Genomic DNA, 13164 nt, shown 5'->3' with positions numbered 1-13164 from the left:
GGAACTATAATGAAGCGAGATGTTAGTCGAATTTGATCAACTCCCGGATTCCTCCAGAATCTGGGTCTATCAGGCCAGCAGGCCCTTTACCGAAGCTGAAACCGAAGCGCTGCAAAGCGATATGAAAGCTTTTCTGGAGCTATGGACTGCCCACGGCGCCTCTTTAAAAGCAGGATTCCAATTACCCTACCGACGTTTTATTGTTATTGGTCTGGACCAGAGCCAGCACGGTGCTTCCGGATGTTCCATAGACGCCTCTGTTCGTTTTATACAGGAACTGGAACAACGCCTGGATCTTATTCTTCTGGACCGCATGAACGTGACTTTCCGTCAAGGGGAGTATATCGCCTACAAGCCGCTTAAGGAATTCAGTGAAATGGCAAAAAACAAAGCTGTTTCGGCTAAAACCGTCGTGTTCAATAACCTGGTGGCCACCAAGCAGGAGTATCTCGAAGACTGGGAGGTTCCCGCTGGCGAAAGCTGGCATAAACGGTTTTTCTAAGGTGAACTTTTACCCAATACTATCCGTTTTTAATCCAATTAACACGGGCCATCCCATGAAGACCTGGGTCCTGTGTTTGCTCATTTGCGTTTCCTCTCTTAATGCACGGGGTCAGGATAATGCGATTCCGGATCCTTTCCTCGCCCCGGATAGTGTAGCCCAGCAGCGGTGGGTTGATGCCACGTACGAGGCCATGAGTGCCGAGGAACGCATTGGTCAGCTCTTTATGGTAATGGTGGCAAGCAGCCAGGGGGATGCTGCAGAGGCTAAAGCCATAGAACGCATTAAGGAGTACCACCTGGGTGGTATTATATTCAGTCGGGGAGGTCCGGTTCGGCAGGCTCAGATGACAAATGCCTTTCAGGAAGCATCTAAAACACCATTACTTATCGGGCAGGATGCGGAATGGGGGTTGGCCATGCGCCTGGATTCAACTTTTGCCTTTCCCTGGAACAGTACGCTGGGGGCTATCCGGGATACCAGCGTCCTGGAAACTATTGGTTATCGTATGGGGCTGCATGCCCGTCGTCTGGGGGTTCATATTAATTTTGCTCCTGTTGCCGATGTTAATATTAATCCGGCAAACCCAATCATTGGGAACCGGTCCTTTGGGGAGGACCCGAAATGGGTAACCAAACAAGCCTATCAGGTTATGCGCGGCATGCACCGGGCCGGAGTACTTACCAGCGCCAAGCATTTTCCGGGACACGGGGATACCGCTGCCGATTCGCATTCCACCTTACCTACCATTCCCTTTGATCGGGCCCGATTAGACAGTGTGGAGCTATATCCCTATCCAAAACTTATTTCGGGCGGGCTTTCTTCGGTAATGATCGCCCACCTCAATGTCCCTGCCCTCACCGGTTCACAAGTACGCCCAACCTCGCTTTCTAAAAGTGTTATCCAGGGCGTTCTGCGGAAAGAGATGGGGTATAAGGGCCTTGTATTTACCGATGCACTCAATATGAAAGGAGCTACCGGGTTTGAGGAAGCGCTTAATCCAACGCTGGAGGCCTTTCTGGCAGGAAACGACATGTTGCTCATGCCCAACAACCTGGAGGCCGATTGGGCTGCAGTCCTGGAAGCTTATCGCAGCGGGATGATATCCGAAACCCGCCTGGCCACTTCTGTAAAGCGAATTTTGAAGGCCAAGTACAAGGTTGGGTTGAATAAAAAACCTAAGGTTGCCCTGGAGGGAATACAGGAAGACTTGCATAAGCCCGAAGACAGCCTGGCCTATGAGCGCGCCATGGAGGAGGCCATAACCATTCTGAAAAACCCGGTACAGCTGTTGCCGATTCGCAATCTGGAAAACAAGCGCATCGCTTATCTGGCAACCGGTCCGGCAGATCACGAGGCCTTTTTGGAGCGGATGCGATTTTATGCGGATGTTGATCTGTTGCGCGTCAATGCCAGCGGAGAAATAAAGGGTCCCAGGCCCCTGGCAGCGTATAATCTGTTAGTTGTAGGATGGCATGGATCAAACGCTTCCCCCTGGTCTAAAGATCGGATTAGCGCGGCAGATCGTGAAAAGATAGCCTCTTTGGCTGCCCTGCGCAGTTCCAATACAGCGCTGGTTGTTTTCGGGAAGCCTTACTTGTTGGGGGATATTGAAGATTTTGGGGGTGTAGATGCCTTAGTTCTGGGTTACCAAAACAGTGTTATTGGCCAGGAAACGGCAGCGGAATTGCTGTTTGGGGTCTTTCCTGGAAATGGAAGGCTGCCGGTAACGGCGCATCCCAAATTTCCTGTGGGCACCAGTGTAAGCACCCCGGCATTGCAGCGACTGGGGTATTCCCTGCCGGAACGGGTAGGGATGGACAGAACGCTGCTCGCTCAGGTAGATACCCTGGTAAATCACGGCCTGGATTCCCTAATGTATCCGGGAGCCCAGGTTCTTATAGCCCGACACGGGCAAGTGATTTATCACAAAGCCTTTGGGTACCACACCGACAAAAAGGAAAAACCTGTAGCCAAGTCCGATATTTATGACCTTGCTTCGCTAACCAAAATTCTGGCCACACTTCCGGTATTGATGCAAATGGAGCAAGACGGGGAGATTCGCCTCAATGATACCTTCTCGACCCTACTCCCGGAGTTTGAAGAAACAGCACTAAAGGATGTTACCGTGCTCAAGGCCCTGAGTCATTACGGCAGATTACCTGCCTGGATAGCTTTTTACATCGATACCCTGAGCAAGGATCGTAAACCTTCCCGCGAATTCTATCGGGAGCAGCCGGAAGCAGGTTTTTCAATTCCCGTAGCCAAAGGGCTTTACCTGACCAATGCCTATCGGGATTCAATCTACAACCGTATCGCCCGTCAGGACCTTAAATCCAATCGCTATCGCTACAGCGATGTAGCGTATTATGTGTTTAAAAAATACATCGAAAAGCAAAAAGGAAAACGACTCAATAATTTGGTAGCCAGTGAATTATACGAACCTCTAGGGGCTTCGCGGACTACCTATTTGCCCCTGAATCGTTTTGATCCAGAGGTAATTGTTCCATCCGAAGAAGACAATTATTACCGATACCAAACCATTCGCGGTTATGTACACGACATGGGTGCAGCTATGCAGGGTGGAGTAGGAGGACACGCGGGTTTGTTCAGCGATGCCGTTGGGGTGGCCAAGATCATGCAGATGTACCTGCAGGGAGGTTATTATGGCGGGGATCGTTTTCTGGAGTCCCGGACCATAGAAAAGTTCAATAAATGCTACTTCTGTAAGCAGCAAGTCCGTCGGGGGGTTGGTTTTGATAAACCTCAGTTAGAGGACAAAGGCCCAACCTGTGGATGTGTGTCTCCACGGAGCTTTGGCCATAGCGGATTTACCGGGACCTATACCTGGGCCGATCCCGATGAAGGGATTGTTTATGTGTTTTTGTCGAACAGAACGTACCCCTCTGCCTCGAACAATTTATTGGTGCGTTCGGCCCTGCGAACCCGCATCCAACAGGCTATTTATGATTCCCTTATTAATTAGAGCGGGAAAATAGCCGTAATTTTATCCTATGAAAATTGCCATAGTCTGTTACCCGACTTTCGGAGGAAGCGGGGTAGTCGCTACCGAATTGGGCATTGCCCTCGCCAAAAGGGGGCATGAGATCCACTTTGTGACGTATAAACAACCGGTACGGCTGGAACTCCTCAGTAATCATATCCACTTTCACGAAGTTCACGTACCGGAGTATGCATTGTTTCATTATCAGCCCTATGAATTGGCCCTTTCCAGCAAACTGGTCGACACGGTAAAGCTTCATGGCATTGAACTCCTCCATGTGCACTACGCTATTCCACATGCCTACGCGGGATACATGGCCAAGCAAATGCTTCGGGAGGAAGGGATCCATATTCCAATGGTAACCACGCTACACGGGACCGATATTACCCTGGTGGGTAATCACCCGTTTTACCGCCCGGCCGTGAATTTTAGCATCAATAAATCCGATGCGGTTACTTCCGTTTCAGAAAGTCTGAAGCAGGATACGCTGGAGTTTTTTGACATCAAGAGAAAGATTCAGGTTATCCCGAACTTCATTGACCAAAGCAAGGTAAATCAGAATTTCACGGATTGCCAGCGAACCATGATGGCTCAGGAGGACGAGCGTATCGTAACCCATATCAGTAACTTCCGAAAAGTTAAGCGCATTGAAGATGTGATGCGGGTCTTCTACCGCATCCAAAATGAAATAGCGGCGAAACTGATTCTCGTAGGGGAAGGCCCGGAGAAAGAGCGGGCCGAAGCCATGGCGGATCAGATGGGAATCCAGCAGCAGGTGGTATTCCTCGGAAACAGCAATGAGATTGATCGCATCCTGTGTTTCTCTGACCTTTTCCTCTTGCCCTCCGAAAAAGAGAGTTTTGGGCTCGCAGCCCTCGAGGCGATGATCAACAAAACCCCTGTAATTTCCAGTAATGCAGGGGGAATTCCCGAAGTAAACCTCCATGGCGAATCCGGGTACCTTAGCAATGTCGGAGCTATTGAGGATATGGCCGAAAATGCCCTGAAAATTCTACGGGAAGATAAAACCCTGGCCGACTTCAAAATACGCGCTTACGAAGTGGCTACCCGATTTGACATTCAACGTGTAGTTCCCATGTATGAAGCAGTCTATGAGGAAGTTTATGCAGCACGCCTGAAGGAGGTATAGCCCACACCTTCCCGGCATTTCCGCTCCTTAGCACGAAAATTCATTTCCTTTCCCCTTATAAATCGGAGATTTTTCGGACTTTTGCATCAGTTTTTCTGCGGGTATATTATAATAATAACCTGCCCCGACTGTTAAGGGTACTAACATCCGAAACAGTTAAGAAATTATTCTGAAATGACTGACGCTTACAACTTAGCCCTCGAAGCAGCCGTACTCGCGGGTAAAGCAATTCTTGAAATCTACGATTCCAGCGAAGCGATTGAAATCACTTCCAAGACGGACGACTCCCCACTTACCAATGCAGATCGCGCTTCCAATGCAGTGATTAATTCATTCCTGGAACGCACTGATTTCCCGATTATCAGTGAGGAAAATAAGCAGATCGACTATGCCGACCGTAAGGATTGGGAAAGCTGCTGGATTGTTGATCCGCTGGATGGAACCAAGGAATTCATCAAGAGAAATGGAGAGTTTACGGTAAATATAGCCTGGTGCAAACAAGGTAAACCCGAATTTGGGGTGATTTACGTCCCTGTTACCCGAGAACTGTATTACGCAGTAGTCTCCAGCGGCAAGGCCTTTAAAACGGTACTGGACGAGGACCATAGCCTCAAAGTGGAGTTATTCCAGGAAGGCGATCGCATTAACCCATCCGGTACGGATAATGCACTTTTGCGGGTAGTAGGCAGCCGTTCCCATATGAATGCCGATACGGAAAACTTCATAGCCGAAATGAAAACCAAATACCAGGATATAGAAATTGTGAGCAAAGGAAGCTCCCTTAAATTTTGCCTGGTAGCAGAAGGTAAAGCAGATGTGTATCCAAGATACGCTCCTACCATGGAGTGGGACACTGCGGCCGGAAGTGCGATTTGCGAAGCCGTTGGGCTGCAGGTAATCTCACAGCGCGACCAACAACCGCTGAAATACAACAAGGAAGATTTGTTGAACCCTTATTTTCTGGTTCGTAGCTGATGTCCGACGAAACCGTAAAGAGACATATTGCCAAAACCATTACCTGGCGGGTCGTCGGGACGCTGGATACTATCCTGATCTCCTGGATCATTACCGGAAACCCGTTGACAGGCCTCAAAATTGGCCTTGCAGAGGTATTGAGTAAAATGGTGCTGTACTTTTTTCACGAACGCCTTTGGTTCCGGGTACGCATGCCGGAGAGCCGCAAGCGACACATCCTCAAAACGCTTTCCTGGCGGGCTATTGGAACCCTGGATACCATTATACTTTCCTGGATTATCTCCGGGAACCCCTTTACCGGTCTCAAAATAGGCATGGTAGAGGTGATCAGCAAAATGCTCCTATACTACCTGCACGAAAGGGCCTGGTATAGTACTAACTTTGGCCTGGGAACCAGAAGAAGAAAATCACAGACCCATGAGTGAGAATATTATCCCACACGATTATAAGGTTACCAGAGAAGACCGGGAGAAAGCTCAGGGGAATAAGGCTATCTTTGTTTTATTGACAGGGCTGTCCGGATCCGGTAAATCCACAATAGCCAATGCCTTAGAGCAGTACTTGTTCGAGAAAGGGCTCAGGACCTATGTTCTGGATGGGGATAATGTCCGTAAGGGGATTAACAATAACCTTAGTTTTAGCCCGGAAGATCGCTCAGAGAATATTCGTAGAATCGGGGAGCTCGGGAAGTTATTTGTCGATGCTGGCCTCATCACGCTCGCTGCCTTTATTGCGCCCTACCGGGCCGATCGGGAGGCCATGCGGGATCTGGTAGGCGCGGAGCGATACTGCGAAGTGTTTGTCAATACAAGCCTTGAGGTTTGTGAAGCCCGGGACGTCAAAGGATTATACGCCAAAGCCAGGGCGGGTGAAATTAAAAATATGACCGGGGTATCTGCCCCTTATGAGGCTCCTGAGCATCCCAGCGTGGAAGTTACTCACGAACAAAGCATTGCGGAATCTGTAGAAGCCATTTATAACGTATTATTACAACAAATAAAACTCAACAATGAGTAAGTATTATCTGAATTACCTGGACGAACTGGAATCAGAAGCGATTTATGTCCTGCGCGAAGTGTGGGCGCAGTTCCAGAACCCCGTCATTTTATTCTCAGGTGGAAAAGATTCTATTGTCGTAACCCATTTGGCCAAAAAGGCCTTTTATCCGGCCCGAATTCCCTTCGCCCTGATGCACGTGGATACCGGCCATAATTTCCCCGAAACTATTGCCTTCAGGGATTCCCTGATCGAAAATCTGGGCGCACGCCTGATTGTGGGGTCGGTACAGGAATCTATTGACAAAGGCCGGGTGGCCGAAGAAAGGGGTAAAAATGCTACAAGGAACGCCCTGCAGATTACTACCCTGTTGGATGCTATCGAAGATAATAAAGTGGATTGTGCCATCGGAGGAGGACGCCGCGACGAAGAAAAAGCGCGGGCCAAAGAGCGATTCTTTAGCCATCGCGATGATTTCGGGCAATGGGATCCGAAAAACCAGCGCCCGGAACTTTGGAACCTCTTTAATGGCAAACACTTCGAAGGAGAGCATTTCCGTGTTTTCCCCATCAGTAACTGGACGGAAATGGATGTTTGGAACTATATCCTAAGGGAAAATATCGAAATCCCATCCCTTTACTTCGCTCACGAAAGGGAAGTTGTTTGGCGTAACAATTCCTGGATCCCAAAATCGGAATATTTGATTATGGACGAAGGTGAAACGATCCACAAAAAGAAAATCCGTTTCCGAACTCTCGGAGACATTACCATTACCGGTGGGATTGAATCCGATGCCGATACCCTGGAGAAAATTGTTCAGGAAGTCGCTGCAATGCGCCAGACCGAACGTGGGAATCGCTCGGACGACAAGCGCAGCGAAACGGCCATGGAAGACCGTAAAAAGCAAGGATACTTTTAGAATTAGATCACTGAGTTTTGCTGTTCAATTCCTTTGAGTTTGCAATCTTTTTCCCGATTGTATTTGTGCTGTACTGGCTAACAGCCGCACATAAGACTCCCAGGAATGTTCTTTTATTGCTTGCGAGCTATTTGTTTTATGGCTGGTGGGATTGGCGGTTCCTCCTGCTTATTATGATAAGTTCCCTGGTAGACTTTTGGGTTGGTCAAAGGCTCCACAAGGCTAAAGAAGAGAGGAAGCGCAAGCAGTATCTGGGTATTAGCCTTCTCGTAAATCTTGGCTTCCTGGTTTATTTCAAGTACGCGAATTTCTTTATTGAAACATTCGTCGATACGTTCCGACTTTTCGGAAGCGAATTCGATGTAGCCCGACTCAATGTTATTCTTCCGGTGGGAATTAGTTTCTATACCTTCCAGACCCTGAGTTATACCATTGATATCTACAGAAAGAAGATAGCTCCAACCAAAGACTGGCTTGCCTTCTTTACTTTCGTTGCCTTTTTCCCACAGTTGGTCGCAGGCCCCATCGAGCGGGCGTCGCATCTCCTCCCTCAATTTTTCAGAACCCATAAGTTTGAATATAAACTTGTGCGCTCCGGGCTATTGCTGATCGCTTTTGGCCTTTTTAAAAAGATGGTCATTGCCGACCGGGCAGCGGTAGTGGTGAATAATGTTTTCAATAATGTCCATGATCACGCTGGCGTTGACTATACCATAGCAACCCTGCTATTCGCCTTCCAGATTTATTGTGATTTTTCAGGATACTCGGATATTGCGATTGGTACGGCGAGGACTATGGGGTTTGATTTGATGAAGAACTTCAATGCTCCCTACTTCTCGAAATCCATAACAGAGTTCTGGCGGCGATGGCACATTTCCCTTTCCACCTGGTTCCGGGATTATGTATACATTCCGCTGGGAGGAAGCAGAAAGGGTAAACAGCGCACGTACTTTAACCTGTTTGCCGTTTTCCTGATTAGTGGCCTTTGGCATGGGGCTGCGATGACCTTTATTATTTGGGGAGCGGTTCACGGGTTACTTATTGTTTTGGAGAAGGCATCCACTACTGTAAAGAGTTCGGTCCTGCCCAGATTGGGATTCCATAAACAAACGACCTCAAATTCGTTGTTCTTTACACTGCTCACATTTATAGCGGTGTGTTTTGCCTGGATATTCTTCAGGGCAAATTCCCTGGCAGACGCAATGGATATCATAAATGGATTGGGATATAATAACTATGCACTGCTTTTTGATCCTGCCCTGGCTATGGGACTTGGGGTTACCGCAGTAGATCTGAGGGTCCTCTTTTTGTTTATCGTCGTCTTACTGGCTTATGAGGTTTACGACCTTAAATTTGGGTTCATGACATTTTTTAACAAGCAGTCCGTTATTTTCAGATGGTCGGCTTATGTAATTTTGTTGCTGATCCTTGTCGTTTTTGGCATGTATGGTTCAGGACAGCCCCCAGAATTTATATACTTCCAATTCTAATGCAGCGCTTGATCCTTAAAATAGCAGTACTCGGAGCGCTTTTTGTAGCGGCACTTTTGCTTGGTAACTGGTATTTCAAGGATAAAAACATCCATGTAAAGCGCATGGAAGACTTCCGGGAAATCCACCGAAGCAATGACTCTGTCGATATCCTCTTTATGGGGAATTCCCATGCATACAACACATTCTTCCCGCTCATTTTTGACCGCAAATTCAAAACGAAATCTTTCGTATTGGCAAGTGGAGCGCAAAAGCTGGAGACGTCGCTATATTTATTTGAGAAGGAAGTCTTATCCCGCAAAAAATTGCCGGAATTATTGGTTCTCGAGGTAAATCATATGAACCTGGAGGGATATAAAAACGACAACCAGAAACTAGGCCAGTACCAGGTCTATGATAATTCATCCCTGGATTTGCAAGCTATTGAGAACCTGGGAAACATCTTTGGCAGGAAGAATTTAGTTGCTTCGACATTTCCGGTAGTCAGAAACCACAATAACTGGACGGAGGTCAATCCCTTTAACGCCTCATATGCCTTTACCAACGTAAATAGTTATTACAAAAATGGTTTCGTTGGTTTCCAGCGGGAGTTGAAGCCAAATAATTTAGATGGTTCGTTGCGATCAGAGATAAGCAATGACGGCAAAATCGAATTGATTGCCCCGAAGATTCCACCTTATGAAATAACACTCCCTCCAGCGGCTAAACGCGATTTATCTGAGTTCATAAGGTTATGTAAGCAGCATAATATTAAGCTACTGGTAGTTACAGCCCCCTATTTTCAGATTCTGAATGGCAAGTCCTCGGAACTGGCCAGTTTTTTGGAGCAGGAGGAAGTTAGCTATTTGAATTTTACGGATTCGCTTAGCAGCTTAAACTTACGCCTTAATGATTTTGCGAATAAGGGTCATTTAAATTTCAAAGGTGCAAAGAAAGCAAGTAACTGGTTGGCCGCTCAAATTGAAAATTCGTTCGAACTAGCCGGGCGTGAGGGTAGTGATACCTATGAACAATACATTAACCGGTACTCTCAAACCGTGCTCAATTCTGGCTCGCTATCGGCTTGCGATTATTATAACGAGCCGAATCACCAGATAGATCCTAATCGGAAACTGAATTCCATTGGGATATTAAAAGAGAGCGATGATCATATCGCCGTGTTCTTTGATATCTCTTATCAGGCTTTTCAACGTGATAATTACAGGGTGCGTTTCACATACAACAAGAAAGATCGCTTCTATCTTTCCGAAAGGGCTAAAAAATTGGGTAGTTTTGAAGAAAATTTTGAGATCCAGGGAATTGCGAAGCGACAAGGGGATCGAATTCTGCTCTTGCAAAGGAACTACGTACCGTTAAAGAGCATCAGTAAAATAGAATTAATACAAAAAGGTAAAGGCCCGGTTTTCAGCATTAATGGGCCTTTTGAATAGATTATTATGAAAATAGACAACAGTCAATTACTTCGATTTACCACAGCGGGAAGCGTGGACGACGGAAAGAGTACGCTCATAGGAAGGCTTTTGTACGATTCTAAATCGATTTTCGAAGACCAATTAGAAGCGGTTGAAAACACCAGTAAGCAGAAAGGACACGAAGGGGTAGACCTTGCCCTGTTTACAGACGGTCTTCGGGACGAACGGGAGCAGGGGATCACCATCGATGTGGCCTACCGCTATTTCACCACCCCGAGACGTAAATTTATTATTGCGGATACCCCCGGGCATATCCAATATACCCGAAATATGGTTACCGGGGCATCAACGGCCAACGCGGCCCTGATCCTGGTCGATGCGCGTCATGGAGTCATTGAACAAACCAAGCGGCATGCTTTTATCGCTTCTCTTTTGAATATCCCTCACGTAATTGTATGCGTGAACAAGATGGATCTGGTAGACTATGCCCAGGAGTCGTTCCGTGCGATTACAGAGGACTTTGAAGAGTTTGCTTCGAAAATGCTAATCTCGGATATCCGATATATTCCCATTAGCGCCCTGAATGGCGACAATGTGGTGAACCGTTCCGAAAATATGTCCTGGTACCAGGGTGCCCCATTGCTGCATACCCTGGAAACCATGCACATCAGCAGTGACATCAATAAGGTAGACGCGCGTTTCCCGGTACAGACCGTCCTGCGACCACAAAGTAAGGAGCACCTGGACTACCGGGGTTATGCCGGACGTATCTCCAGTGGGGTTTTTCGACCTGGCGACAAAGTAAGTGTACTTCCTTCCGGATTCTCTTCCGTGATCAAAGCTATCGACGGTCCTAATGGCAGCCTGGAGGAAGCATTTGCTCCGATGTCCGTTTCCATAACCCTGGAGGATGATATTGATATCAGCCGCGGGGATATGATTGTGAGAACCAATAACCAGCCAGAAGCAACCCAGGATCTTGAAGTGATGTTGTGCTGGCTGAATAACAAGCCGTCTCAGCCCCGGGCGAAATATAGCATCCTCCACACTACCAACGACCAAAAGGCGATGATCAAGGAAATCGTTCATAAGATCGATATCCAGACCCTGAACCGGGTGCCTGCAGATGGTGAACTCCAGATGAACGATATCTGTAAGGTGCGTATTCGTACGACCAAGCCCCTGATGGTAGACGTTTATCGCGAGAACCGCACCACAGGAAGCCTGGTACTTGTCGATGATGCCACCAATGAGACTGTGGCAGCAGGGATGATCGTCTAATTCGCAATTCACAGCAAGGAAGGAATCCACCGAGTCCTTAGTGAGAATAATCTTATCCGGAAATTGATACCAATAATCGGACGGGGGGTAATTTGGGTTGGCCCATTTTGCCTTTGCAGGGGCTATTTCCGGCAGCTGATCGACGAAATACGCTATTTACAGAATCCTCCACCTTTTGTGCGGAGACACCCTTAATTTTACAGTACCCAAATCATTGATATGAAACTGATTACCTATGCCCTTGCAGGCTTAATTGGCCTGAGTAGCCTACAAATCGCTACTGCACAGACAAATGAAATTACATCGGAATCTGAGATTCCGACCCTTACTGCAAAGGACTCTATAGTCCTGGAATCCTGGATATTTGGTCTTGGATTTAACGCCGTTGACGATTCCGGAGACGGATTCAACAATCTCCTTTCTATCGAAGACAAATGGAATATTGTTCCTTTTCCTTCGCGTGTTAGTATTGGACGATATTTCCAAAGTGGTCTCGGCCTCGAGCTTATCGGAAGTTACAACCGGTATATGGAAGGGAATATTGTAGAAAAGCAAGTCGTTACCGAGGAGATTCCTTATTGGGCTATCGACTCCCGATTGAGTTATGATCTGAATAAACTCGTCGGGGAAACTAGTTTCTTCGACCCTTACCTCGGTGTTGGGATCGGTTATGCCGATGCCTCAAACGTAGGACGGGTAACATTTAACGGTACCGTTGGATTCCGACTTTGGTTCTCTAAAAAATGGGGAGTTGACCTCAATTCTACAGGAAAATGGGATGCTTCTGAGGAAACGACCAACCACATACAGCACGCTGCAGGCGTAGTACGCCGATTTGGGATTGTGGAAGGACTCAGTAAGAAAGGGGAGGAGAAGCTCGCCTTGATTCGTGAAATGGAAGAAGCGCTCCAACGCCGTCAGGATTCTATTGCAGAGGCAGAACGCCTTGCACAGGCCGAAAGAATGCGTTTGGAAGAAGAGCGCCTCAGACAGCAACGCGAAGCCGAATTAGCCGCCGCTGAAGCTGCAAGACAGGCCGAAGCCAAGCGCCGGGCCGATTTAGCTGCAGAACTGGCTGGATTAGGTCAGGTCCGTTTTGCCCTGAACTCCTCTTACCTCAATACCGAATCAAAAGAAGTACTGGGCCGGGTCGTGGATTTTATGAATCGCAACAATACCCTGAAGTTTACCCTTACGGCGCATGCCGATTCCAGGGGGAATGCCGACTACAACCTCTGGTTGTCGCAACGCAGGGCCGAGAAAACGCTGTCCTATCTTATAGGAGCAGGTATCGACGAAAGCAGGCTTAGTGCCGAAGGGAAGGGTGAGAGCGAATTACTAAATCACTGCTCCGATGGAGTCCGATGTACAGCTGCAGAACATGCCGTAAACCGACGTAGCGAGATTACGATCAGCGCGTACGAATAACAATTTT

11 protein-coding genes are annotated in these 13164 nt (G+C 47.7%); all 11 read left to right on the top strand.

Annotation, left to right across the window (positions count from 1 at the left end):
• Positions 1-19 precede the first annotated feature (19 nt).
• The 11 genes from BM318_RS10450 to BM318_RS10400 all read left to right on the top strand — a co-directional run bounded on the left by BM318_RS10450 (position 20) and on the right by BM318_RS10400 (position 13157).
• Positions 20-502, top strand: coding sequence for an ABC transporter ATPase (locus tag BM318_RS10450; protein ID WP_092982561.1), 483 nt, complete (start codon positions 20-22; stop codon positions 500-502).
• A 55-nt stretch (positions 503-557) separates the two neighbouring features.
• Positions 558-3488: a serine hydrolase domain-containing protein gene (locus BM318_RS10445; protein WP_092982560.1), complete on the top strand. Its 2931-nt coding sequence runs from the start codon at positions 558-560 to the stop codon at positions 3486-3488.
• 28 nt (positions 3489-3516) lie between these two features.
• Complete coding sequence (gene bshA / locus BM318_RS10440; RefSeq protein ID WP_092982559.1) at positions 3517-4656, top strand: N-acetyl-alpha-D-glucosaminyl L-malate synthase BshA; 1140 nt, start codon at positions 3517-3519, stop codon at positions 4654-4656.
• A 174-nt stretch (positions 4657-4830) separates the two neighbouring features.
• Positions 4831-5631 carry a 3'(2'),5'-bisphosphate nucleotidase CysQ gene (gene cysQ / locus BM318_RS10435; protein ID WP_092982558.1) on the top strand — a complete coding sequence of 267 codons (801 nt, stop codon included), beginning with the start codon at positions 4831-4833 and terminating at the stop codon, positions 5629-5631.
• Complete coding sequence (locus tag BM318_RS10430; RefSeq protein WP_092982557.1) at positions 5631-6056, top strand: DUF2061 domain-containing protein; 426 nt, start codon at positions 5631-5633, stop codon at positions 6054-6056. The genes cysQ and BM318_RS10430 overlap by 1 nt, the downstream gene beginning before the upstream one ends.
• Positions 6049-6648: an adenylyl-sulfate kinase gene (gene cysC, locus BM318_RS10425; RefSeq protein WP_092982556.1), complete on the top strand. Its 600-nt coding sequence runs from the start codon at positions 6049-6051 to the stop codon at positions 6646-6648. Before BM318_RS10430 ends, cysC begins: the two co-directional genes overlap by 8 nt.
• Positions 6641-7546 (top strand): sulfate adenylyltransferase subunit CysD, encoded by a 906-nt coding sequence (gene cysD, locus BM318_RS10420; protein ID WP_092982555.1) that lies wholly within the window; start codon positions 6641-6643, stop codon positions 7544-7546. The genes cysC and cysD overlap by 8 nt, the downstream gene beginning before the upstream one ends.
• A gap of 173 nt (positions 7547-7719) precedes the next feature.
• Positions 7720-9036: an MBOAT family O-acyltransferase gene (locus tag BM318_RS10415; RefSeq protein WP_317040359.1), complete on the top strand. Its 1317-nt coding sequence runs from the start codon at positions 7720-7722 to the stop codon at positions 9034-9036.
• Complete coding sequence (locus BM318_RS10410) at positions 9036-10466, top strand: hypothetical protein (RefSeq protein ID WP_092982553.1); 1431 nt, start codon at positions 9036-9038, stop codon at positions 10464-10466. The genes BM318_RS10415 and BM318_RS10410 overlap by 1 nt, the downstream gene beginning before the upstream one ends.
• Before the next feature lie 6 nt (positions 10467-10472).
• Complete coding sequence (locus tag BM318_RS10405; protein WP_092982552.1) at positions 10473-11729, top strand: sulfate adenylyltransferase subunit 1; 1257 nt, start codon at positions 10473-10475, stop codon at positions 11727-11729.
• A gap of 219 nt (positions 11730-11948) precedes the next feature.
• Complete coding sequence (locus BM318_RS10400; RefSeq protein ID WP_092982551.1) at positions 11949-13157, top strand: OmpA family protein; 1209 nt, start codon at positions 11949-11951, stop codon at positions 13155-13157.
• The last annotated feature ends 7 nt before the right edge of the window (positions 13158-13164 follow it).

The sequence above is a fragment of the Robiginitalea myxolifaciens genome (genome assembly GCF_900115205.1).
Classification (GTDB): domain Bacteria; phylum Bacteroidota; class Bacteroidia; order Flavobacteriales; family Flavobacteriaceae; genus Robiginitalea; species Robiginitalea myxolifaciens.
Note: the sequence above shows the minus strand (reverse complement) of the source record. Positions and strands in the feature narration are given on the sequence as shown.